General features: G+C 66.8%; 23 protein-coding genes and 1 pseudogene. 12 read left to right on the top strand and 12 right to left on the bottom strand.

Annotated elements, in window-relative coordinates; genetic code table 11:
• Window positions 1–32: 32 nt before the first annotated feature.
• Genes LFT44_RS17570 through LFT44_RS17560 form a run of 3 tightly spaced genes read left to right on the top strand, consistent with a single transcriptional unit; the run spans window position 33 to window position 3,840 of the window.
• Window positions 33–1,565, top strand: a complete 1,533-nt coding sequence (locus tag LFT44_RS17570; RefSeq protein ID WP_236799695.1) for a purine-cytosine permease family protein — start codon at window positions 33–35, stop codon at window positions 1,563–1,565.
• Window positions 1,566–1,622: 57 nt separating this feature from the next.
• A complete protein-coding gene (locus LFT44_RS17565; protein WP_236799694.1) occupies window positions 1,623–2,570 on the top strand; it encodes a polysaccharide deacetylase family protein in 948 nt (315 codons plus the stop codon).
• Between the two features lie 43 nt (window positions 2,571–2,613).
• Window positions 2,614–3,840: an amidohydrolase gene (locus LFT44_RS17560; protein WP_236799693.1), complete on the top strand. Its 1,227-nt coding sequence runs from the start codon at window positions 2,614–2,616 to the stop codon at window positions 3,838–3,840.
• Here the strand turns inward: LFT44_RS17560 and LFT44_RS17555 are convergent.
• Entirely contained in the window at window positions 3,837–4,673 is an 837-nt protein-coding gene (locus tag LFT44_RS17555; RefSeq protein ID WP_236799692.1) for a helix-turn-helix transcriptional regulator, read from the bottom strand. The two genes, LFT44_RS17560 and LFT44_RS17555, sit on opposite strands and share 4 nt — an antisense overlap.
• 85 nt (window positions 4,674–4,758) lie before the next feature.
• Between LFT44_RS17555 and ilvD the strand changes: the two genes are divergently transcribed.
• The 6 genes from ilvD to LFT44_RS17525 all read left to right on the top strand — a co-directional run bounded on the left by ilvD (window position 4,759) and on the right by LFT44_RS17525 (window position 10,995).
• Complete coding sequence (ilvD, locus tag LFT44_RS17550; RefSeq protein WP_236799691.1) at window positions 4,759–6,618, top strand: dihydroxy-acid dehydratase; 1,860 nt, start codon at window positions 4,759–4,761, stop codon at window positions 6,616–6,618.
• Window positions 6,619–6,953: 335 nt separating this feature from the next.
• Entirely contained in the window at window positions 6,954–7,472 is a 519-nt protein-coding gene (locus LFT44_RS17545) for a hypothetical protein (protein WP_236799690.1), read from the top strand.
• A gap of 80 nt (window positions 7,473–7,552) precedes the next feature.
• Window positions 7,553–8,371: an oxygenase MpaB family protein gene (locus tag LFT44_RS17540; protein WP_236799689.1), complete on the top strand. Its 819-nt coding sequence runs from the start codon at window positions 7,553–7,555 to the stop codon at window positions 8,369–8,371.
• Window positions 8,364–9,260: a DUF817 domain-containing protein gene (locus LFT44_RS17535; RefSeq protein ID WP_236799688.1), complete on the top strand. Its 897-nt coding sequence runs from the start codon at window positions 8,364–8,366 to the stop codon at window positions 9,258–9,260. Before LFT44_RS17540 ends, LFT44_RS17535 begins: the two co-directional genes overlap by 8 nt.
• 61 nt (window positions 9,261–9,321) lie before the next feature.
• Window positions 9,322–10,587, top strand: coding sequence for an MFS transporter (locus LFT44_RS17530; protein WP_236799687.1), 1,266 nt, complete (start codon window positions 9,322–9,324; stop codon window positions 10,585–10,587).
• A gap of 12 nt (window positions 10,588–10,599) precedes the next feature.
• A complete protein-coding gene (locus LFT44_RS17525) occupies window positions 10,600–10,995 on the top strand; it encodes a (R)-mandelonitrile lyase (protein ID WP_236799686.1) in 396 nt (131 codons plus the stop codon).
• Between the two features lie 76 nt (window positions 10,996–11,071).
• On the opposite strand, the gene LFT44_RS17520 is transcribed toward LFT44_RS17525, so the two are convergent.
• From LFT44_RS17520 to LFT44_RS17495, 7 genes and pseudogenes are all read right to left on the bottom strand, one after another.
• A complete protein-coding gene (locus LFT44_RS17520; protein WP_236799685.1) occupies window positions 11,072–11,494 on the bottom strand; it encodes a universal stress protein in 423 nt (140 codons plus the stop codon).
• Window positions 11,495–11,594: 100 nt separating this feature from the next.
• Window positions 11,595–12,146 (bottom strand): hypothetical protein, encoded by a 552-nt coding sequence (locus LFT44_RS22100; protein ID WP_336885627.1) that lies wholly within the window; start codon window positions 12,144–12,146, stop codon window positions 11,595–11,597.
• Window positions 12,089–12,928 (bottom strand): annotated as a pseudogene (locus LFT44_RS22095) (NtaA/DmoA family FMN-dependent monooxygenase). Before LFT44_RS22095 ends, LFT44_RS22100 begins: the two are co-directional and overlap by 58 nt.
• Window positions 12,928–14,307: an LLM class flavin-dependent oxidoreductase gene (locus LFT44_RS17510; protein ID WP_236799684.1), complete on the bottom strand. Its 1,380-nt coding sequence runs from the start codon at window positions 14,305–14,307 to the stop codon at window positions 12,928–12,930. Before LFT44_RS17510 ends, LFT44_RS22095 begins: the two are co-directional and overlap by 1 nt.
• A gap of 18 nt (window positions 14,308–14,325) precedes the next feature.
• Window positions 14,326–15,087 (bottom strand): ABC transporter ATP-binding protein, encoded by a 762-nt coding sequence (locus LFT44_RS17505; protein ID WP_236799683.1) that lies wholly within the window; start codon window positions 15,085–15,087, stop codon window positions 14,326–14,328.
• Window positions 15,063–15,917: an ABC transporter permease gene (locus LFT44_RS17500; RefSeq protein WP_236799682.1), complete on the bottom strand. Its 855-nt coding sequence runs from the start codon at window positions 15,915–15,917 to the stop codon at window positions 15,063–15,065. The genes LFT44_RS17505 and LFT44_RS17500 overlap by 25 nt, the downstream gene beginning before the upstream one ends.
• Window positions 15,914–17,035: an ABC transporter substrate-binding protein gene (locus tag LFT44_RS17495; protein WP_236799681.1), complete on the bottom strand. Its 1,122-nt coding sequence runs from the start codon at window positions 17,033–17,035 to the stop codon at window positions 15,914–15,916. The genes LFT44_RS17500 and LFT44_RS17495 overlap by 4 nt, the downstream gene beginning before the upstream one ends.
• A gap of 403 nt (window positions 17,036–17,438) precedes the next feature.
• On the opposite strand from LFT44_RS17495, the gene LFT44_RS17490 reads away from it, so the two are divergent.
• Window positions 17,439–17,846 carry a VOC family protein gene (locus LFT44_RS17490; RefSeq protein ID WP_236799680.1) on the top strand — a complete coding sequence of 136 codons (408 nt, stop codon included), beginning with the start codon at window positions 17,439–17,441 and terminating at the stop codon, window positions 17,844–17,846.
• Between the two features lie 34 nt (window positions 17,847–17,880).
• Here LFT44_RS17490 and LFT44_RS17485 read toward each other — a convergent pair whose 3' ends face one another.
• Window positions 17,881–18,774: a helix-turn-helix transcriptional regulator gene (locus tag LFT44_RS17485; protein ID WP_236799679.1), complete on the bottom strand. Its 894-nt coding sequence runs from the start codon at window positions 18,772–18,774 to the stop codon at window positions 17,881–17,883.
• 140 nt (window positions 18,775–18,914) lie between these two features.
• On the opposite strand from LFT44_RS17485, the gene LFT44_RS17480 reads away from it, so the two are divergent.
• A complete protein-coding gene (locus LFT44_RS17480; protein WP_236799678.1) occupies window positions 18,915–19,931 on the top strand; it encodes a zinc-dependent alcohol dehydrogenase family protein in 1,017 nt (338 codons plus the stop codon).
• A gap of 159 nt (window positions 19,932–20,090) precedes the next feature.
• Window positions 20,091–21,131 (top strand): NAD(P)-dependent alcohol dehydrogenase, encoded by a 1,041-nt coding sequence (locus tag LFT44_RS17475; RefSeq protein WP_236799677.1) that lies wholly within the window; start codon window positions 20,091–20,093, stop codon window positions 21,129–21,131.
• A 98-nt stretch (window positions 21,132–21,229) separates the two neighbouring features.
• On the opposite strand, the gene LFT44_RS17470 is transcribed toward LFT44_RS17475, so the two are convergent.
• From LFT44_RS17470 to LFT44_RS17460, 3 genes are all read right to left on the bottom strand, one after another.
• On the bottom strand, window positions 21,230–22,267 hold the full coding sequence (locus tag LFT44_RS17470; protein WP_236799676.1) for a nitronate monooxygenase: 1,038 nt from the start codon (window positions 22,265–22,267) through the stop codon (window positions 21,230–21,232).
• Window positions 22,268–22,353: 86 nt separating this feature from the next.
• Window positions 22,354–22,812, bottom strand: coding sequence for an SRPBCC family protein (locus LFT44_RS17465; protein WP_236799675.1), 459 nt, complete (start codon window positions 22,810–22,812; stop codon window positions 22,354–22,356).
• Window positions 22,813–22,987: 175 nt separating this feature from the next.
• Window positions 22,988–23,182 carry a hypothetical protein gene (locus LFT44_RS17460; RefSeq protein WP_236799674.1) on the bottom strand — a complete coding sequence of 65 codons (195 nt, stop codon included), beginning with the start codon at window positions 23,180–23,182 and terminating at the stop codon, window positions 22,988–22,990.
• Window positions 23,183–23,214: the final 32 nt, after the last annotated feature.

The raw sequence follows: 23,214 nt of genomic DNA, 5'->3' as shown, positions 1-23,214 counted from the left end.
TTTTGGTACTTATCCACCTCACGGAGGCCCCCATGCAAGAAAAGCTTTCAACAGCCACGCACGGCCAACCTGCGCAGGCAACCGAGGACCACAACGCCGTGGACCACGAAGCCTGGCTGCAGCCCATCCCCGAATCAGCGAGAACACGCAAGGTATCCGGCCAGTTCTGGATCTGGGCGGGCGCCAACCTGGCGCCCATCAACTGGGTGCTGGGGGCACTCGGGATCCAGCTGGGACTCGGACTCGCGGACACCATCACCGTCCTGGTGCTGGGCAACCTGATTGGCATGCTGCTCTTCGGCTGCTTCGTCCTCCTGGGACAAAAGACCGGAGCCACCGGCATGGTCCTGGCCCGGGCGGCGTTCGGCCGGCGCGGCAACTACCTGCCGGCCGCCATCCAGGCCCTGCTGGTCATCGGCTGGTGCGCGGTGAACACGTGGATCATCCTGGACCTGGTCATGGCACTCTTCGGAACCCTTGGCTGGGTTGACCCGGAAGCACCCAACTACGGCTGGAAGATCGGCGTCGCCACCTTCATCATGGCCCTCCAGGTGGCCATCGCCTGGTTCGGCTACAAAGCCATCGCCGCCTTCGAAAAATGGACCGTTCCGCCCACCATCCTCATCCTGGCCGTCATGTCCGCCGTCGCATGGTTCGGCATGGACATCGACTGGGGCTACGCCGGCCCGGCCGGCGCCATCCTGGAAGGCTCCGAAAGGATCGCCGCCATGAGCGCCGTGATGACCGCCATCGGCATCGGGTGGGGCATCACCTGGTTCACCTACGCCGCTGACTACTCCCGGTTCGTCAGCACCAGCGTCCCCAAGAAAAAGGTCTACCTGGCCTCAGTACTGGGCCAGTTCATCCCCGTGGTGTGGCTCGGCGTCCTGGGTGCCAGCCTGGCCACCAACAGCGGCGAGATCGATCCCGGCAAACTCATCGTCCTGAACTTCGGCGCCATGGCGCTGCCTGTACTGCTCATGGTGCTCCACGGCCCCATTGCCACCAACATCCTGAACATCTACACCTTCTCAGTCGCCACGCAGGCCCTGGACATCTCCATCAGCCGCCGCAAGCTCAACCTGTTCGTCGGCGTCTTCTCGCTCGCCGCCGTCGTCTTCTTCATCTTCCAGGAAGACTTCGCCGCGGTGCTCGACGCCTGGCTGATCGGCCTGGTGGCCTGGGTGGCCGCCTGGGGCGGGATCATGCTGGTCCACTACTTCTGGCTGGACAAGCGCTGGCCGGGTGCGCCGGAGCGCCTGTTCGACGGCGTTGGCACCAAGCGACTGCCCGTCGTCAACTGGGCGGGAGTCATCTCCCTCGTGGCCGGGATTTTCGCGACGTGGCTGTTCATGTACGGCCTGATCCCCATCATGCAGGGCCCCATTGCGGTGGCCCTGGGCGGCTGGGACCTGTCCTGGCTGGCCGGCGGACTGACCAGCGCCGGGGTGTACGCCATCCTTGGGCGGCGCCAGCACATCCGCTACCTCGCCCTGGAGCCCCGCATTCAAGCTGAAGCAAAGAGCCCGGCGGCGGACACCACTCCCGCCCTTCCTGCCCTCTGATCCCTTCCCCTCCCTGAACCTGGCGGACGCACTGCGCCCGCCAGAAAGGATTTTCCCGTGAACCAGCCCGCCATTGCGGACGCCCTGCACAGCATCACCTGGCCCAACGGTGCCAAGGCCGCCGCGTCCTTCACCTTCGACGTCGATGCCGAATCCTGCACCATCGCCCACGATCCCACCAGCACCCGGCGCATGTCGCTGATGACCCACCAGTCCTACGGCCCCAAGATCGCGGTGCCGCGGCTGCTGAAGATCCTGGAGCGCCAGGACATCAAGGCCACGTTTTTCATCCCCGGCTTCACCGCAGAGTCCTACCCTGATGTGGTGCGGCGGATCGTGGCCGACGGACACGAGGTGGCCCACCACGGCTACCTCCATGAACCCATGCAGGGCATCAGCGCCGCCACCGAGGCCAGCTACATCGACCGCGGCCTGGAGGCCCTGGCAAAGGTGGCCGGGATTCGGCCCGTGGGCTACCGGGCACCGTGGTGGGAGCTGAACTGGCACTCGCCGGGCCTGCTGGCGGACCGCGGCTTTCTCTACGATTCCAGCCTGCTCGACGGCGACGCCCCCTACCGCTTCGCCGTCGCCGCCGATGATCCCAGGGACCTCGTGGAGATTCCCGTGGACTGGACCCTGGACGACTGGGAACAGTACGCCTTCTACCCCGGCGTGACCGGCAGCGGCGTGATCGAGAGCCCGGCCAAGGTGCTGGAAATGTGGACGCTTGAAGCCGAGGCACACCACTCCCAGGGAAGCTGCTTCGTGCTGACCAACCACCCGTTCATCTCCGGCCGGCCGTCCAAGGCTGTGGCCCTGGAGCAGCTGATCGAGCGGGTGAAGAGCATGGACGGCATGTGGGTGACCACGATGGAACAGATCGCCTTGCACACCAGGGCCACGGTGAACGAGGTCCACACCCACGCACGGATCGACGTGCCGGTATTCCCGGGCGCGGGTGCACAGTTTCAGCCGGCCGTGGTGCGGCAGGGGGTGCTGGCCTAGAGTGGCCGAAGGGGCCGGCGCCGCCGGCCGGGAGGAGCTCCGCATGGACGTCAGGGACAGCAGCTTCGAGCAGGAACTGGCATGGCAGGTACCGCTCTACGAGCAGATCCACCGGAACCCCGAGCTTGGCCTTGCGGAACACGCAACATCCGGGGCCGTCGCGGCGAAGCTGGCCGGCTGGGGCTTTGACGTCCGGCACTTCGGCGGTACCGGCGTCGTAGGCGTTCTTGCCAACGGCGCCGGTCCCTGCGTCCTGGCCCGGGCGGACATGGACGCCCTCCCCGTCACCGAGGCCACTGGCGCAGCGTACGCCTCCGCCGTTCCAGGGGTGATGCACGCCTGCGCGCACGACATGCACGTGGTGGCCCTGCTCGGCGCGGCAAAGTACCTGGCTGACCACCGGGACACTTGGCAGGGCACCTACATTGCCCTGTTCCAGCCGGCGGAGGAGACGGCGGCGGGTTCCCAGGCAATGCTCGACGACGACCTGGCCGCCGGAATCCCGCGGCCGGACATTGCGCTGGCCCAGCACGTCATGCCCACCGAGGCGGGAACCATCGGCACCACGCCGGGACCCGTGCTGTCCGCCGGCGATTCCCTCCGGATCACCGTCCACGGCCGCGGAGCCCATGGATCCATGCCACACAAGGCGGTGGATCCCGTGGTGCTGGCCGCATCGATCGTCCTTCGCTTGCAGACCGTGGTGTCCAGGGAAACCACGCCGGGGGAGTTCGCCGTGCTGACCGTTGGATCGGTGAACGCCGGGGCCACCGCCAACATCATCCCGGACCGCGCCGAACTGCTGCTCAACCTGCGGACCTACAGTATGGCGACCCGGAGCCAGATGATTGCAGCAATCGAACGCATTGTCCGCGGCGAGTGCGCTGCGGCTGGCTCGCCGCAGGAACCCGGGTTCGAGTACTACGACCAGTACCCGCTGACCAGCAACGATCCCGACGCCTACACCCGGATCACCGCGGCCTTCACCAGGTCCTTCGGGTCGGATGCCGTCTACCGCACCGCGCCGCAGACGGCATCCGAGGATTTCAGCCGCATCCCCGACGCTTTCGGGATTCCCTACGTGTACTGGATTGTCGGTTCCGTTCCCCGGGACCTTTACCGCCGGGCCGTGGAAGCGGGCACTGTGGACACGGACATTCCGGCCAACCACTCGCCGTTCTTCCTGCCGGCCGTGGACCCCACCCTGCGCATGGCCACGCAAGCACAGGCCACCGCGGCCTTGGCTTACCTTGGCACCGGCGCCGGTTAGCCGGCGGCAGCCATCAGGGACTGCATCTGCGCGGCGGCGTCGCTGCCGGGGGCCGGCGTGTAGACCACGATGTGCAGGTCCGGCCGGTCCGACGGGGACACCTGGTGGTGCTCCAGCTGCAGCACCCCCACCGCGGGGTGGTGGAAGAGGCGCTCGCGGGATTCAAAGCCCAGGATGTCGTAGAGGTCCCAGCCCTGCCGGAACTCCGGGCTCGCTTCCTTGAGCCGCTCCACCTGGTACTGGATGTCGGGATCGCCCAGCCGCTGCCCGGTCTCGGCCCGGAACTCGGCAAGGAACCTCTTGCTGGTGGTTTCCCAGTCGGGGAGCAGGTCCCGGACATAGGGGTCCGTGAACACCAGCCACAGCAGGTTCCGGTCCGCCGGCGTCACGGTGTCGATGTTGGGGTAGAGAGCCGCGTAGGCCCTGTTCCACCCGGCCACGCCCCAGTCCGGGAACAAGGCAAAAGCCGGATTGGGATCCAGCGCATCCATCAGTCTTTGGATGTGGGGCGGTGCCGTATCGGCGGCGGGGCTGGCTGGAGCGGCCGACGCATATCCGCCAAGGGACAGCACATAGCCAAGGCCGGTACTTGAAAGGTGCAGTGCGCGGCTGACCGCTTCCAGGACCTGGCGGGACGGGCTAATGTCGCGGCCCTGTTCAAGCCACGTGTACCAGGTCACGCTGACGCCGGACAGGAAGGCAACCTCTTCGCGCCGCAACCCCCGCTCACGGCTGCGGCCGATCGGGGGCAGGCCATAGTCGGCCCGCAGCGCCTGGTCGCGCCGGGCCCGCAGGAAGAGGCCAAGTTCTTTGCGCCGCCCGGGATCATTCACCCATAAATACTATTACTCTGGTACTCCCACTACTAGGAGTAACGCTGTCTTCCCGGAAGCGGAGGGACCGGACAGGATGGTACACATGCCTGCACTCCGCTCTAAAACAGTCACCCACGGCCGCAACATGGCCGGCGCCCGCGCACTGCTGCGCGCGTCCGGCGTCGCCAACTCGGATATCGGCAAGCCGATCATTGCCGTGGCCAACAGCTTCACCGAATTCGTCCCCGGCCACACCCACCTCGCCCCCGTGGGAAGGATCGTCTCCGACGCGATCCTCGCCGCCGGCGCCGTGCCGCGGGAGTTCAACACCATTGCCGTGGACGACGGCATCGCCATGGGCCACTCCGGCATGCTCTACTCGCTGCCGTCCCGCGACCTGATCGCCGACTCCGTGGAATACATGGTCAACGCCCACTGCGCCGACGCCCTGGTCTGCATCTCCAACTGCGACAAGATCACTCCCGGCATGCTCATGGCCGCGCTGCGCCTGAACATTCCCGTGGTGTTTGTCTCCGGCGGCCCCATGGAAGCCGGCCGCGTGACCCTGACCGACGGCTTCGTGCGCTCCCTGGACCTGGTGAACGCGATCGCCGACGCCGTGGACGAGTCCATCTCCGACGCCGACATCAACCTCATCGAAGAGAACGCCTGCCCCACCTGTGGATCCTGCTCCGGCATGTTCACCGCCAACTCGATGAACTGCCTCACCGAGGCCATCGGCCTGTCCCTGCCCGGCAACGGCTCCGTGCTGGCCACCCACACCGCCCGCAAGGCGCTGTACGAGAAGGCAGGCGCCACCGTCGTCGACCTGGTGAAGCGCTATTACGACGGCGACGACGACTCCGTGCTGCCGCGCTCCATCGCCACGGCCAAGGCGTTCGACAACGCCATGGCCCTGGACATCTCCATGGGCGGCTCCACCAACACCATCCTGCACCTGCTGGCCGCAGCCCAGGAGGCTGGTGTGAACTATGGACTGGCCGAGATGGACGCCAAGTCCCGCCAGGTCCCTTGCCTGGCAAAGGTGGCGCCGAACGTTGCCAAGGACAAGACCTACTACATGGAGGATGTGCACCGCGCCGGCGGCATCCCTGCGCTGCTCGGCGAGCTGAACCGCGGCGGGCTCCTGCACAAGGACGTCCACTCCGTGCACTCCGCCGACCTCGACGGCTGGCTGGATGACTGGGACGTCCGCGGCGGCAAGGCCACGGAGGAAGCCAAGGCCCTCTGGCACGCGGCCCCCGGCGGGGTCCGCTCCTCCACCGCTTTCTCCCAGTCGAACGAATGGACCTCCCTGGACACGGACGCCGCAGGAGGCTGCATCCGCTCCGTGGAACACGCCTACTCCAAGGACGGCGGCCTGGCCGTGCTCCGCGGCAACGTGGCCGTCGACGGCGCCGTGGTGAAGACCGCAGGCGTGGATGAGTCCATCTGGACGTTCTCGGGCCCGGCCGTGGTGTGCGAGTCCCAGGACGAGGCCGTGGAAAAGATCCTGAACAAGTCCATTAAGGAAGGCGACGTGGTGGTCATCCGCTACGAGGGCCCCAAGGGCGGACCGGGCATGCAGGAAATGCTGTACCCGACGTCGTTCCTCAAGGGCCGCGGCCTGGGCAAGAAGTGCGCCCTCATCACGGACGGCCGCTTCTCCGGCGGTACCTCCGGCCTGTCCATCGGGCACATCTCCCCGGAAGCTGCCTCCGGCGGCGCCATCGCCCTGGTGGAGGACGGCGACATCATCAGCATCAACATCAGCGAGCGCTCCCTGCAGTTGGAGGTCTCCGATGAGCTCCTTGCCGAACGCCGCGAGAAGCTGCTGATCAACGGCGGCTACAAGCCCAAGGACCGGGACCGCCAGGTGTCTGCCGCGCTGCGTGCGTACGCCGCGATGGCCACGTCCGCGGACAAGGGGGCTGTCCGGGACGTGTCGCTGCTGGAGCAGTGACTCCGTTCCCCGGGCGGGGGAGGGCAGGTCCTCCGGCCCTCCTCCGCCCGGGGGAACCGCGCCACACTTAAGGGGTCAACGTCAGGCCCAAGGAGGGTGTGGTGCGCAGGTTCGTGGCAGCCCTTGTACCCGTAGCCCTCTTCCTTGCCGCGTGTGCGCCGCAAATGGGAAGCCCACAGCCCACCGCTTCAGCTTCCGGCCCTGCCAGTACCTCCGCAATGGCGCCGAGCGCGCCGGCGGCGCCAACGCCGTCGAACGTTCCCCCTGCGCAGGCTCCGACAGCGCCCGGCAACGCCGGGGAAAGATGGACCACGTTTACGACGGCGGATGGCACCATGGCGTTCGACCTCCCCGCCGCCTGGACCGTCAAGGATCCCGCGGGGGAACTGGCCGAAGGCGGCGGGGCGTTTGCGGAGGTGCGGAACCAGGCCGGCAAGGTAATGGCGACGCTGCGGACCAACATGGCCACGGGATCCACGTGCACCGAGAGGTTCCCCTATGAGGTCCTGGACAGCGCAGACCTCCCCGTACTGGCCCAGGGCGGAGCGGTGCCACACTTCATTTTCGAGACGAGGGGCAACGCTGCCATCCCCGGTCCGCCCTACACCCCGGCGGCCGGCTACGGCATCACGTCGGGCCCCATGCCAGGCGGCCCCGACGCCTGCCCCATCTTCCAGTTCTTCACATGGCCGCCGAACAGTGCCATGTTCGGCGCGTTTTACGACCCGGCCAACAACGCAACGCCGGGGGACCCGTCGCTGCCTTATCTGGAGCAGGCAAGGAAGTACCGGGATACGGCCGAGTACGCGGACATCAGGAAGATGATCATCTCGCTGCGGCCTGTTGCCAAGTGACCCAGCTACCGGCACGGGCTAGCTACCACAACGGGCCGAAGGGCCCATCCGCTGTCATACCCCTCCGGTACTCTTTTCCCATGGTGCAGGGAGTTGCCGATTACCGGGCAGAAGGCATAATGCTCGCCGGGGCGGGACGCGCCATCCTGCTGCAGCTTGCCAACCCTGCCATCGGCCGCGGCGTCGCGGCACACAGTACCTTCACGCAACGCCCGGTTAACCGGCTCAAGGGCACGCTCACGTATGTCTACGCCATCACCTACGGAAACGATGAGCAGGTGAGGGAAGTCCGGCGCAGGGTGAACCGGGCCCATGTACCCGTCCGCCGCGGTGCCGACGAATCGTCCGCCGGCTACAACGCCTTCGATCCGGCACTGCAGCTGTGGGTGGCAGCAACTCTTTACGACACAGCGCTCACCATCATCGAGAAGATTCACGGCCCGCTCGACGACGAGACCGCCGATGCGATGTACCAGGACTATGCGCGGATCGGTACCGCCCTTCAGCTTCCGCCGGGGATGTGGCCAAAAGACAGGGCGGCCTTCCGCCACTACTGGGAGGAGCAAGTGTCTGCCCTCCGCGCCGAGGAAGAGGGCGTCCGCGTTGGACGGGGCCTGCTGTTTCCCAGGCGTACGGCCCTTTGGTACCGCGCCATCATGCCACCGGCCCGGTTCCTCACGGCCGGGCTCCTTCCCGCCCAGCTACGGCAGGACTTTGGCCTGGAATGGAGCGATCGCCACCAGCGCAGGTACGACCGGTCCTGGCGCGTTATTGCCGTGGCCTACCCCAGGCTTCCGCGCGGCATCAGGCACTGGTTCAAGGACTACTGCCTGGCAGAGCTCGAAAAAGATCTGCGCAGGAACCGCCAGCCAAGCCGGCACCAGGGGATCAGTGCGTAATTCAACTCCAGTTGAGCAGCGGATCGACGAACGGGCCCGCCGCTTCCTGGCCGCGGCCCCCGCCGGTGGTGCCAAAGCGAAGCTGACTGAGTTCGTTGTCTTCGCCCTCAAACAGGGCTGGGCCTGCATCTTCGGCGCCGCGCTGCTGGCGGTGCTCATGGCGGCCAGGCTCTGGTACCCGGACCACGCCGGCCTGGCGCGCAATGATTTCCTGACCGTCGCCGCCGTCGTTATCCAGATCCTGATGGTGGCGTTCAGGCTGGAAACCCTGCGCGAGCTGCGGGTGATCGTCCTGTTCCATCTGGTGGGGACCGTGATGGAGCTGTTCAAGACCGATATGGGTTCCTGGTCCTACGAGGCCGAACGCGTCCTGCGCATAGGTGCCGTGCCGCTCTTCAGCGGGTTCATGTACGCGGCCGTTGGCTCGTACATGGTCCGCGTCTACCGGCTCTTCGACCTCAGGTTCGCGGGCTATCCCCGCCGCTGGATCACGGCCATCCTGGCCTCCGCCATTTACGCCAACTTCTTCACCCACCACTACATCTGGGACCTGCGCTGGGTGCTGCTCGCCGCCGTCACGGTGGTGTTTGGCCGGTGCGTAATGCACTTCCGGGTATTCCGCCGGGAGTTCCGGATGCCTCTGGTGGTCGCGTTCCTGCTGGTGGCATTGTTCATCTGGCTCGCAGAAAACATCGCCACGTGGTCCGGCGCCTGGCTCTACCCCAGCCAGGTGGACGAATGGCACCCCGTCGGCCTGGAGAAACTGGTGGCCTGGTTCCTGCTGATGATCATCTCCGTAGTGCTGGTCGCCTGGGTCTACAAACCACAGCCGCCGGAAACAGACAACATACCGCGGCGGGAAGCTCCGTCAACGGCCGTGCTCCCCTAAGGAGGGTCTGCCAAAACCCGTTTCAGCAGGGCCCTCGCTACGACTTCGGCAGCGCGGTTTGATGGAAACCATGGCCCCCGAAGCAACAGTCACAAATATCAGTGCGCCCCAAAAACCCGACGGGCAGCACCCTGCGCACTGGGGCGGCGTGTATGCGATGTCGCTGTGCGTCTTCGCGCTGATCGCCTCCGAGTTCATGCCTGTAAGCCTGCTGACGCCAATGGCCGCCGAGCTCCAGGTCTCCGAAGGGATGGTGGGGCAGGGCATTGCGATCTCCGGCCTGTTTGCAGTCCTGACCAGCCTTTCGGTGGCCACGCTGGCCGGCAGCATAAACCGGAAGACCCTGCTGCTGGGACTGACCGGGCTCATGGCCCTCTCCGGTGCCCTCGTTGCGTTGGCTCCGGGATACCTGCTCTTCATGGTGGGCCGCGCCCTCATTGGCGTGGTGATTGGCGGGTTTTGGTCCATGTCCGCGGCCACTGCGATGCGGCTGGTGCCTGCCTCCAAGGTGCCCCGGGCCCTGGCGGTCTTCAATGGCGGCAATGCCCTCGCCACAGTCCTGGCCGCACCGCTGGGCAGCTATTTGGGCTCCATTATCGGCTGGCGCGGGGCATTCTTTTGCCTGGTCCCCGTGGCGCTGCTGGCACTCGTCTGGCAGTGGATCAGCCTTCCATCCATGCCGGGCGGGACACGTCCTGCGGGAACCGGGGGCATCTTCGCGGTTTTCCGGGAGCTCAAGAGCAAACCCGTCGCCTGGGGGATGGCCGCCTGCGGGTCCTTCTTCATGGGGCAGTTCGTCCTGTTCACCTACATCCGCCCGTTCCTGGAGACGGTGACCCGCGTCGACGCGGCCACGGTATCCCTGGTTCTCCTGGTGATTGGTGCCGCGGGATTTGCGGGTACCCTGCTGATCGGCCGTTATTTGGGGAAGCGGCTGTACCGGACGCTGGTTGCCATCCCGGTGCTCATGGCGATCATCGCCGCCGCCCTCGTTCCTACCGGTGACTGGCTCGCCGCCGTCGTGGTTCTCCTGGGACTTTGGGGCCTGATGTCCACCTCCGCGCCGGTGGGGTGGTGGAGCTGGATCGCCAAGGCCATGCCGCACAACGCCGAGGCCGGTGGCGGATTGATGGTGGCCGTCATCCAGACCTCGATCGCCCTCGGTTCAACTCTGGGCGGAGTCCTGTTCGATTCCGCCGGCTACCGCGGCACCTTCCTGGCCGCTGCCGCAATCCTTGCGGCGGCGACCGTCCTGGCGTTCCTGACGTCCCGCGTTACAGACCGAACTGCCGGGACATCCAACACACTGTCCAGCAACCCCCACTAACAGGAGGAGAACATGAAGTACACCAAAAGCGGCGGCCAGACCGGCGCCGGACCGGCGGAATGGTTCACCGGAACCGTGCAGATCGACGGCATCCGGAACCCTGACGAGCAGTCGGCCATCGGCTGCGCGCATGTGCGGTTCGCCCCCGGTGCCCGCACCGCCTGGCACCACCATCCCAAGGGCCAGACCCTCTACGTGACCGACGGGGTTGGGCTCGTGGCCCGGCGCGGCGGCGAAATCCAGGAGATTCGTCCCGGCGATGTGGTCTACATCGAGCCGGGCGAGGAGCACTGGCACGGGGCCACCCCGGAGCGGTTCATGGCACACGTCGCCATGCAGGAGGCCGATGCGAATGGGCAGGTGGTCACGTGGCTCCACCACGTTACCGACGAGGAGTACGGCGCCTGACCCTTTCGCCGAAGAAAGCGGGCGGACGACGGCGGGAGGTCCCGCCGTCGTCCGCCCACCTTTGCTGCGCGGTAGGTCAGTCCTCGTAGGTGTTCGCGATGTAGACATCGCACGGGGCGTTGTGCGCCACGCTGTTGGCCACACTGCCCAGGAGCCGGCCGATGCCGCGCATCCTCCGGTTGCCCACCACGATCACGCGGGCATCCAGGCGGACGGCTTCCTTGATGAGGGAATCGGCCGGCTTGCCGCGTGCTGCGAAGTGCGTGATTTCCACTCCCGGATGCGATGCGGCCAGGGACTTGGCCACCATCTCCGAGCTGTCGGCGTTGGAGATCCGGACCTTGTCCGATCCCACGCCAAAGGTCTCCGCGTTTTCAATTTCAAAACCAGTCACCACGTGCAGTGACGCTCCCAGCGACTGGGCGAGGTCCAGCGCCACCTCCGCAGCCTTCCGTGCCGACTGGCTGGCATCCACACCTACAACAACTACATTGGCCATGCGCCCGCTCCTTCGTATAGTCCTGCTAAACGTCCATCTGTCAGTCTAGGGACTACCCGCGTGGAGCCTCTTGTACTCACACGCCGCTGTGTCAGGAAAATCAATGCACCGCAGCCCCGTCCCTGTCTGCCTTCTTCGCATACTGGCTGTTGGGCCGGTCGAGGCCGAAGTGCTCCCGCAAAGTCCGGCCCGTGTACTCGGTGCGGAACAATCCGCGGGCCTGGAGGATGGGAACCACCTCATCAGCGAACGCCTCAAAGCCCCCGGGCAGCCACGGCGGCATGATGTTGAATCCGTCCGCGGCGCCGCCCCCGAACCAGCGCTGGATCTCGTCCGCCACCTGCACGGGGGTTCCGGCGAATACATAATGCCCGCGGGCGCCGGCGAACCGCTGCAGCACCTGGCGGACCGTGGGGTTTTCGCGGCGGATGATGTCCAGCACCAGCTGGCTGCGGCTGCCTGCGTTGCCGGCCGCGGCCAGCAGATCCGGCGGGAATTGCCCGTCCAGCGGCACGCCGTCCAGGTCGATGCCCAGCAGCTTCCGCAGGATGCCCAGCCCGTACTCCGGCTGGGTCAGTTCATCGAACTCCTGCTTCAACGCCCGGGCTTCGGCCTCCGTGGAGCCCAGGTAGGGGCTGATTCCGGGGAGCACCAGGAGGTGGCCTGGGTCGCGGCCGAACGCCGCCGCCTGCTCCTTGATGTCGGAGTAAAAGAGGCCAGGGACTGGTGCGCGGTGAACACGGCTTCGGCGTGTTCGGCCGCGAAGGCCTTCCCGTCCGCAGAGGACCCGGCCTGGACGAAGACCGGACGGCCCTGCGGGGACCGCGGGGTGTTGAGCGGACCCGCCACCCGGAAGTACTTGCCCTCATGGCCGATTTTGTGGATCAGGGACGGGTCGGCGAAAAGTCCGCTGCCGGCGTCGGCCACCACGGCGCCGTCCTCCCAGCTGTCCCACAACTTGCCAACCACGCGGACGAACTCGTCGGCCGGGAGTAGCGTTCAGCGTGCGGGGGGGTGTTCATCCAGTCCGAAGTTCTGCGCCGCACGCTCCGCGCCGGTGGTCACGATGTTCCAGCCTGCGCGGCCCTTGCTGAGGTGGTCCAGTGAGGCGAACAGCCGGGCGGCGTTGTAAGGCTCCAGGTAGGTGGTGCTGGCCGTGCCAATCAAGCCGATTCGCTCAGTGGCCACCGCGACGGCGGACAGCCACGTGAAGGGTTCGATCCGGAACCGGGTGGCGTACTGCACGTTGCTTTCCAGTGCCGGCCCGTCCGCGTAGAACACTGCATCCAGCTTGGCGGCCTCCGCCCGCTGCGCCAGCTCCTGGTAAAAACCGATGTCCAGCAGCCGGTCCGTCTGCGACTTCGGGTGCCGCCACGCGGCCTCGTGGTGGCCGCCCGGGTAGATGAAGAGGTTGAGCTTCAGCTGCCGGCCCATCAGAACGCCAACCCAATGGACGCCAACTCCGGCACCGCCGCACCCTCGTACTGGTTTTCCGGCCGGGCCAAACCGTAGTGCTCCCGCAGCGTTTTTCCGGCGTACCCGGTCCGGAACAGGCCTCGCTCCTGCAGGATGGGCACCACCTGGTCCACGAAGGTTTCCAAGCCGGACGGGAGCACCGGCGGCATGATGTTGAAGCCGTCCGCCGCGCCGCCGTCGAACCATTCCTGGATGGCGTCCGCCACCTGCACGGGGGTCCCCGTGAAGGTCCGGTGCCCGCGGCCGCCGCCCAGCCGGCCGATCAACTGGCGGACAGTGAGCTGCTCGCGGCGGGCCAGCTGCACGATGAGCGTATAGCGGCTCTTGGCTCCTTCTATCTCGTCCTCGCTGGGCAGGTCTTCCGGCAGCTGGCGGTCCAACGGCAGGTCCTCGGGGTCCAGGCGAAGAGTCCTGGCAAGCTGGGTCCGCGCGTACTCGGGTTTAATCAGGCGGTCCAACTCCCGCTCGAGCTCCAGTGCCTCTTCCACGGTGGCGCCGATGACCGGCACAATTCCCGGGAGGATCTTGATGGTTTCCGGGTCCCGCCCGGCGGAAGCGGTGCGGGCCTTCAGGTCGCGGTAGAACTCCTGCGCGTCCGCGAGGGTCTGGTGGGCGGTGAAGACGGCGTCGGCGTACTTCGCGGCCAGGTCCTTGCCGTCTTCCGACGATCCCGCCTGCACGATCAGCGGGTGTCCCTGTGGGGAACGCGGAACGTTGAGCGGGCCGCGGACCTTGAAGTGTTTGCCTTGGTGGTCGATGGTGCGGATTTTTTCCCCGTCGCCCCACACGCCCTCCGCCTTGTCCGCCAGCACGGCGTCGTCCTGCCAGCTGTCCCACAGCTTCTGCGCCACCTCGATGAATTCGGCAGCACGCTCGTACCGGACGGCGTGGGCGGGCTGGTCGTCCACGCCAAAGTTGCGTGCGGCGTCCGGGCCAGCAGTGGTCACCACGTTCCAGCCGGCCCGCCCGCTGCTGGCCCAGTCCACCGACGCGAAGCGGCGGGCCAGGTTGAAGGGTTCGTTGTAGGTGGTCGAGGCAGTGGCGATCAGCCCGATGCGCTCCGTCGCGCCGGCGATGGCGGTGAGCAACACCGTGGGTTCCAGTTTGCCGGCCGGGCGCCTGCCCACCTCGCCGAAGAGGACGGGGGAGTCGGCAAAGAAGATTGAGTCCAGCTTGCCGCGCTCGGCGGTACGTGCCAGCTGCTTGTAGTGCTCCACGTCGGTGCTGGCCTGCGGGTCGCTCTCCGGCAGCCGCCACGATGCTTCATGGTGGCCCGTGCTCATGAGGAAGGCGTTGAGGTGGAGTTTGCGGTTTTTGGGCTGGCTATGGGAAGTCATGGGAGTCCTTTTCAGCTATCAGCGGCCGACGGCGGCCGGTTCAGGGGTGTGCGCGGGCTCGACGCCCAGCGCGGTGAGGAGGTCGCGGCGGAGGGCTTCATGCCCTGCGGCGTCCGCGGAAGAGCGGATTTCCGGCGACACCGGGCGGACGGTGGCGATGCGGCCGTGGTCCAGGACCACGATCCGGTCGGCCAGCGCGATGGCCTCGTCCACATCGTGGGTGACCAGCAGAACGGCGGGCCGGTGTGCGGCCACCAGGTCCTGGAGCAGGCCGTGCATCTTGATCCGGGTCAGCGCGTCAAGGGCGCCGAAGGGTTCGTCGGCCAGCAGCAGCTGCGGTTCGCGGACCAGGGACCGCGCCAGCGCCACGCGCTGCTGCTCGCCGCCGGAAAGCTGGTGCGGCCAGGCCTTTTCCCGCCCGGCGAGTCCCACCTCGGCGAGGGCCTTGCGGCCCTGGGCCTCGGCGTCGTGCTCCCGGATACCCAGGGTGACGTTGCCCAGCACGGTGTCCCAGGGCAGCAGCCGGGAGTCCTGGAAGACCACGGAGACGCGCTCAGGCACGCTGATCACGCCGCTGCCGCGGACGTCGTGATCCAGCCCGGCGAGGGCGCGCAGCAGGGTGCTCTTGCCGCAGCCGCTGGGGCCAAGGAGGGCCACGAATTCGCCCGGGTCGATGTCCAGGTCCACCCCGTTCAGAACGCCTTTCGGGCCGAAACCGCGGATGAGGTCCCGGACGGAAACTGCGGAGGCGGTGGTCAGCCCGCCAGGGTGCGCTGCCATGAAAGGGCCTTTCGTTCGATGAAGCGGACAATGCCGTCGGAGAGCAGGCCAAGGATGCCGTAGACGGCCAGGCCCAGGACGATGATGTTTGTTTGGCCGTAGGTGCGGGCGAGCTCCATCATGTAGCCGATCCCGCTGGTGGCATTGATCTGTTCCACCACCACCAGGGATACCCAGGCGCCGGTGACCGCGAAGCGGAGGCCCAGGAAGAACCCGGGAAGCGCGCCGGGGAGGACCACCTTGCGGATGAAGCCGGCCCGGCTCAGGCCCACCGTCTGGGCGAGCTCCACGAAGCGCAGGTCGATCCCGCGCAGCCCTGCGTGGGTCTGCAGGTAGACCGGGACGAAGACGCCGAGGGTGATGGTGAGGACCTTCATGGTTTCGTCGATGCCGAACCAGAGGATGAGCAGCGGGATCAGGGCCAGGCCCGGGATGGCGCGCTTGATCTGCACCGGCCCGTCGATGAGCGCCTCACCCACCCGGCTCAGCCCGGACAGGAGCGCCAGGGCGGCGCCCACCAGGATGCCGAAGAACAAGCCCAGGCCGGCGCGCTGGGCGGAGATGGCCAGGTTTTCCTGCAGCTTGCCGTCCGCGATCAGTTCACCGGCGGTGGCCACCACAGTCCAGGGTTCGGACATGATCCTGGGGTCAAGGAGCCCCGTGGCGGAAAAGACTGTCCAGAGCAGCAGCAAAACGGACGGACCCACCCAGGCGAGCCGCCGTCGTCGTCCGGGCCCCAGCTTCTTGGCCGCGGGCCGGACGTCTTCCCGCCCGGACAGCACCGGGTCCTGGTGCGGCGCCACGGTGGTGCGCTCCAGTACGGCGCTCATGCCGCACCTGCCTTTCCGGCGGAAGCAAACGCAGTGCCGGCAATGGACTCGAAGCGGGTGTCATAGAGGTCTGCCGCCTTCAGTTGTGGCTTCTTCTGCTCGCGGGACAGGAGATCGACGGTTTCCTGATGCCGTTCGATCGCGTCGGTCCACGAGGTGGGCAGGTCGCGCTTGCCCGTTGCGTCGATCAGGTACTGGCCGTCCTCCCGGGACAGGCCCTGGTCCTTGACGTAGTAGCCCTCCAGCCACTCGGCCGGGTGGTCCTCGATCCAGCGCTGCGCCTTGCCCCACACCTTCGCATACGCGGCAAGGGCTGCCGCCTTCGCGGGATCGGCCAGGACCTTGGCGGGGGAATAGAGGAGGCTGGGATCATCCCGAAGGCCATGGCGGAGAGTGGTGGCGCCGTCGGCCCTGTATTTGGCCAGGTACCGCTTGATCTGCACGCCGTCCAGCGGAGCCGCGTCCACCTGCTTGCTGGCCAAGGCGGTGGCGTAGGCGTCCCCGGTGCTGGGCAGTTCCACCAGCTTGACGTCCTCCTGTTTGAGCCCGGCCTTGTCCAGGATCCGCAGGACCAGGGCACCCTGCGCCTGGCCCGGGCTGTAGGCCACCTTTTTGCCGCGCAGGTCCTCAAGCCGGCTGATGCCCGCTCCCGGTGCCACGCCGAGTTCGTAGATCGGGTGGTTCACCGCATCCGGCCGGTAGCCGGCCGCGATGACGCGCACGTCCAATCCGGTCCAGGTGGCGTGGATGGGCGGAATATCCGCCACGGAGCCCACGTCCAGGGCGTTGGCCCGGAAAGCTTCGGTGGTTTGCGGACCGCCGGAGATGTTGGCGAACTCCACGGTGAAGCCGTCAAGGTCCTTGATCAGGCCGGACAGTTCCAGTGCGACCTTGATGCTGGGATCGCCCACCTTGATGCTGGTCCCCGCGGGCACTGAGGCGGCCAATGGTTCCAGGGCGCTTTGGCTGATGCGCTGGCTGCCTGCGGTTGCCGTTCCCCCGCAGGCAGCCAGCAAGCCGGCGCCGGGGACCGCCAGGAGAGCCACCAGGGCGCGGCGGCGGGTGAAGGACGGGGCTTGTTGGCGGGAGCGGGGCGGCGGGGATGACGGGAAGGACATGGTGTTCCTTTCGGGAAAGATTCCGGGTACGACGACGAGACCCGGGATGTGTGCCCGGGTGGACGTGCAAGGTGAGTGGGTCCGCCTTGAACGGCGGGGTGCGCGAGCTTGTGGGTGGTGCTTCGTGGTGCTGCATGCGGCCTGGCCGGTGCCGTGACAACACCTAAACACGGCCCGCCGGGCATTGGCCAGCGTCACGCAACGGACGCTAAACGCGGCGAAACGGCACTACTTATGGCGCCATGCGGAAGACAAATTGGGACCAACGAGGACAATCGGGGCAACCCGGCGCCATAAACCGCAACCGGGGCTCACGTGACTGGCTGTGCCGTGGAAGCAGGCCCTTGGCGACGGGAGAGGCTCTCCGGCCGCGGGCGGACCCCGGTGTCTGTAGGCTGGCGGAATGACCGCACCCCAGATCTACGTCAGCTTTCCCGGCACGGCGCGTGAGGCACTCGGATTCTATGCGTCCGTTTTCGGTGGTGAGCTTACCCTCCACACAAATGCGGAGTTCGGCCGGACGGATGGTGCCCCGGATGCGATAGCGCACGGCGAACTCAGCGGCGTTGTTGCCTTGGCGGGGTCGGACACGCCTCCGGGCGGGACGAGCGCCCGGTTTGAAGGCCTAATGCTCTCCTTGCTCGGTACCGCTGAGCCTGCAGTTCTCCACGACTGGTTCAACAAACTCAGCCTTGGCGGCCGGGTGGTTGACCCTCTTGCGGCCAAGCCCTGGGGCGCCTCTGATGGCCAGGTCATCGACCGCTACGGGCTCCACTGGCTCATTGGCTATGAGCCCGGCGCCGACGCTTAGTGCCAGCCCAAGGGCTGCGGGCCGGGGCAAGTTCCTAGCTGCCCACCTTTGCCTGCGCCGTTTCCACAATGTTTTCAGTGACCGCCCACGACGCCAGGAGCTTCAGGGCCTCAGCGGACGGGCTTCCGGGTGTGGCCGGGTAGACCGTAAGGGTATGTCCGGGGTCCTCTTCCAGCCCCAGGACCTGGTAGTTCAGCTCAAGAAGGCCCACCACGGGGTGCTGGAAGAACTTGGTCCCGGCGTAGTGGCGGCGGACGTTGTGGGCGGCCCACAGGGTGCGGAACTCGTCGCTGCGCATGGACAGCTCCCCAATCAGTTCGGCGATGCCCTTGTCATGCGGGTTGCGGCCGGCCTCGCGGCGGAGGATGGCCACGTTGGTGTTAGCCGCCCGGTCCCAGTCCGTGTAGAAATTGTGGGCGCGCGGATCCAGGAAGATGAACCGGGAGTGGTTGGCCGGCCGGGACGGATTGCGGTACATGTCCGAATAGAGGGCGTAGCCCAGGGTGTTGGCGGCCACGATGTCCAGCCGGTTGTTGCCGATGAAGGCCGGCGCGTCCGTGATGGCGTCCAGGAGGTACTGCAGCTCCGGCCGAACCTTTGACGGGGACGCGGCACCCGCGCTCGCCGCCCGCTTGCGGCCCGATGTGTTGGCCGCGCGGGCAAGGTCGTAGAGGTGGTCGTGCTCGGCGCGGTCCAGTTCCAGGGCGCCGGCAATGGCATCCAGGACGCTGTCCGAAACACCGCTGAGGTTTCCCCGTTCCAAGCGCGTGTAGTAGTCCACGCTGACACCGGCCAGCCGCGCCACCTCCTCGCGCCGCAGCCCCGGCACCCGCCGCCGGCCACCATACGGTTCGATGCCTGCCTGCTCCGGGGTGATGCGTCCACGGCGTGAGGACAGGAACTGTCGGACCTCGGCTCGGTTATCCATATGGAACACGTTACGGCGCCCGCGGCGGCGCTAAGGAGGTTCTGCCAGAACCAGTTTCAGCAGGGCCCTCGCAAACGGTTCCCACGCCGGGTTTGATGGGAGTGTCCGCTTTCAGCCTTTCACCCTTTGGAGGAGCCAGCATGCGCGCAACCATCATGCACGCCCCCGGCGACGTCCGCGTCGAGGACCGGGACAAGCCCGCCATCCAGCAGCCCACGGATGCCGTGATCAAGGTTGTTGCCGCCTGCGTCTGCGGGTCGGACCTGTGGCCCTACCGCGGCGCCGACACGCTGCACGAACCAAGGCCCATGGGCCACGAGTACGTGGGGATCGTCGAAGAGGTGGGCGCGGATGTGAAGAATGTGCAGCCGGGCCAGTTCGTCGTCGGCTCCTTCTTTGCCTCGGACAACACCTGCGAAATCTGCCGCTCCGGCTACCAGAGCGGCTGTGTCCACCGGCAGGGCGTAGGCGGCGCCCAGGCCGAGTACCTGCGCGTCCCGCTGGCGGACGGCACCCTGGTGGCCACCCCGGGAACGCCCGACGCCGGGAAGGTTCCGTCGCTGCTGGCCGCCTCCGATGTGTTGGGAACCGGATGGTTTGCAGCCAAGGCAGCCGAGGCGGGACCCGGCAAGACCGTGGCGGTAGTGGGCGACGGGGCCGTGGGACTTCTGGGCGTCCTCGCGGCGAAGCAGATGGGTGCCGAACGGATCATCGCCATGTCCCGGCACGCGGACCGGCAGGCCCTGGCCCGGGAGTTTGGCGCCACCGACATCGTGGAGGAGCGGGGGGACGCAGGCGTGCAGAAGATCAAGGAGTTCACGGATGGGCTCGGTGCGCACTCCGTCATCGAGGCCGTGGGCACGCAGGAATCGATGATGCAAGCCATCCACGCCACCCGCGCCGGAGGCCACGTGGGGTTCGTTGGAGTATCCCACGATGTGGCGCTGCCCGGCCGGGACCTGTTCTCCTCGCTCGTGCACCTGCACGGCGGCCCCGCTCCCGTCCGGCAGTACCTGCCCGAGCTGATCGACCTGATCCTGGGCGGTGGGATCAACCCTGGAAAGGTGTTCGACCTCGAGCTCCCGCTTGACCGGGCCGCAGAGGGGTACAAGGCCATGGATGAACGCCGCGCCATCAAGGTGCTCCTCCGCCCGTGACAAGTTAGTCCGAATGAAGTCCGCGTCCCATCACTTCCGCCAAAGGTAGGACTCAGAAGACCAGGCACAACAGGGCCACCCTTGCCCGCCCATTTCCGGGGTTTGCTCCGAACAACCCCGGTAGCATTTAGAAGTCCCCCAACAGATCACAGGAGAACCATGACTACCGTCAAGGCTTATGCATCCCCGTCCGCCACGGAGGACCTGGTGGCAACCACCATCGAGCGCCGCGAAGTGGGTCCTCACGATGTCCTGATCGACATCAAGTTCGCCGGCATCTGCCACTCGGACATCCACACCGTCCGCGGTGACTGGGGCCCGCAGCAGTACCCCCTGGTCCCCGGCCACGAAATCGCCGGCATCGTCACCGAGGTCGGCTCCGAGGTGACCAAGCACAAGGTAGGCGACCGCGTTGGTGTTGGCTGCATGGTCAACTCTTGCCGGGAGTGCGTCAACTGCCAAAAGGGCGAGGAACAGTACTGCCTCAAGGGCAACGTTGGCACCTACGGCGCCGTTGACCGCGATGGCACCATCACCCAGGGCGGCTACTCCACCCACGTCGTGGTGACCGAGGACTTCGTCGTGACCATCCCCGAGGGCATCGACCTCGACGTCGCCGCACCGCTGCTGTGCGCCGGCATCACCACGTTCTCACCCCTGCGCCACTGGGGTGCCGGCCCCGGCAAGAACGTTGCCGTCGTCGGCCTTGGCGGGCTGGGCCACATGGCCGTCAAGCTCGCCCACGCCATGGGCGCCGAGGTGACGGTCCTGTCGCAGTCCCTGAAGAAGCAGGAAGACGGCCTGAAGCTGGGCGCTGACCACTACTACGCCACCAGCGACGAGAACACCTTCTCCGAGCTCGCCGGCTCCTTCGACCTGATCATCAACACCGTCAGCGCCTCCATTGACATCAGCTCCTACCTTGGCCTGCTGAAGCTCGACGGCGCCCTGGTGAACGTCGGCGCTCCCGCCGAGCCGCTCCCCGTCAACGCCTTCGCATTGATCGGCGGCCGGCGTTCCTTCGCCGGTTCCATGATCGGCGGCATCCGTGAAACCCAGGAGATGCTCAACTTCTGCGCCGAGCACGGCCTGGGCGCTGAGATCGAGGTCATCCCGGCCGAAAAGATCAACGAAGCCTACGAGCGCGTCCTTGCCTCGGACGTCCGGTACCGGTTCGTGATCGACACCGCCACCCTCTAAGGCACCACGGACGCATGGCGGGCCGGCTCCCAAAAGGGGCGGGCCCGCCGTCGTGCTTTAAAGAGCGGACGACGGCGGGCCAAGCCTTTCGGCAGGGCTTACGGCGCGAGGCTCTTCAGGATTGACGCCGCCGGGCCCTCCACGACGTTCCGGTAATTGATGCCAGCCCACAGATTCAGCCAGTCCGGTTCCCCTGCCGCCGCAGCCGCGGCGCGCAGGGGAGTGGTGAGGTGGTGGATCTCGGGATAGCCGTAGGGGGCGTCGCCATCATGGCGGCGCATGAACTCGTTGTGCAGGCCCCTGGCGTTGCGGCCGGAGAAGACCCGGGTGACGGCCGTGGTGGTGAAACGGTGCGACGACGTCAATGCGGCCCGGTGGGTGGCCTTGGTTCCGGCTTCGTCCGCGCAGAGGAAAGCGGTGCCGGCCTGGACCGCCGCGGCACCGACGGCGAGTGCGGCACGGGTGTGCTCCGCAGTGGCGATGCCGCCGGCGGCAATGAGCGGCACCTCAAGGTCGGACAGCTCGCCCAGAATCCCGTGCAGGGGCACCAGCGGGGGAGGCGCGTCGGCCTTGAATGTGCCACGGTGGCCGCCGGCCTCGGGGCCCTGCACGCACAAGGCGTCGGCGCCTGCCGCCAGCGCCCGAAGCGCCTCTTCACGGCCCGTGACCGTGGCTATCACGTACATCCCGCGCTTCCGGAGTTCCTCCACCACACTGGATTCGGGGAAATCGAAAGTGAATGAGACCACGGCCGGTGCGAGCTCCAGGAGTACTTGGAGCTTTTGGTCCCAGTCGTCATCGTCGTGCTTGGGCTCTCCCAGGCTGACACCAAACCGCTCAGCGTCAGCCGCCAGCGAATCGGCGTACTGCTGCAGGGCTTCGGGGCTGATGACCGAGGGCTGGGGGACAAAGAGGTTGACACCGAAAGGGTGCGTTGTGAGCGACCTGACTGCTTCGATCTCTGCACGCATGGCCGCGGCACTCTTGTAGCCCGCCCCAAGGAAGCCGAGCCCGCCGGCGGAGCTCACCGCAGCCGCCAATTGGGCTGTGGAGGGTCCGCCGGCCATCGGGGCCTGGACGACGGGCAGCGCCAATGACTTGAGACTGAACCTTTGGCCGTGGTGCTGCGTGTCCATCTGCCCTCCCAATCGTCTGCGCGTACCTGACGAATGCTACGCCGGTACGCGCTTTCGTTCGACGAGGCAGGGGCCTGTCGCCACGATCAGCTTTGGCCGGCTTCAACCAGGAGCTTGAGGTTCTCGAGGGTCTGTTGGCGCGCCCGTTCCTGCATGCGCTCAATGATCAGTTCATCAGCGAACTTCCCCACGGCGCTGGCCGGGACGTTGTAGTCGAACTCCGCGGTCACCACGGTGGTGTTGTCTCCATCCGGGGTGTAGTCCCACGTTTGCCAGCCCTTGAGCGGGCCATCGAACTCCAGCCGCAGTCTCTGTCCACCGTTCGGAGTCTGCTCCCTGCCGGTCACGCGGGTGGTCACGTGGAACGGGACACCCGCCATGAGGTACCTGTGCTCGACGACGGTTCCCACACCGCCGTCGCCCTCAATCTTCTCCGCCTCACCGAGGTTGACCCACCACGACGCCCAGTGCTTCGGGTCCGACGCAACCTCGACGACGCGGTCCACCGATGCGTTGATCGGCGTGCTCACCTTGATATGGCCCATGGGAATCTCCTCGTGCTCGCGGCCGGATAGTTGGTGATGAGCAGACGCTATCGGCAGCCTGCCGGGCCAAACAGGGGCCAAAGCCCCGAGGGGGCCCTTGGGCGCCGGCAGCAAAAAGGACGCGGACGACGGCGGGTGGGTCCCGCCGTCGTCCGCGTCCTCTGTTTGGGGCTGCTTACAGCGCCAGTGCCGGCTCGTCCCCGCGCACGCTCAGCGTGAAGGTGTTCGGTCCGCTGCAGTGGACTGCAATGCGGCACGTGGTGGTGTTGTGACGGGAAGAGAGGTCGGAGACCGCGGAATCAAGGGTCTCGTGGAGCGACGCCCGGTCCCAGATCTTAAGCGTCACGGATTCGGCAGTGATAAACGTCATTGTTCAGTACTTTCCTGTGTCTAGCCGGTTGT

The sequence above is a fragment of the Arthrobacter sp. FW306-05-C genome, assembly GCF_021801725.1.
Classification (GTDB): domain Bacteria; phylum Actinomycetota; class Actinomycetes; order Actinomycetales; family Micrococcaceae; genus Arthrobacter.
The sequence above is the reverse complement of the archived record's forward strand: the minus strand, read 5'-3'. Positions and strand labels throughout refer to the sequence as shown.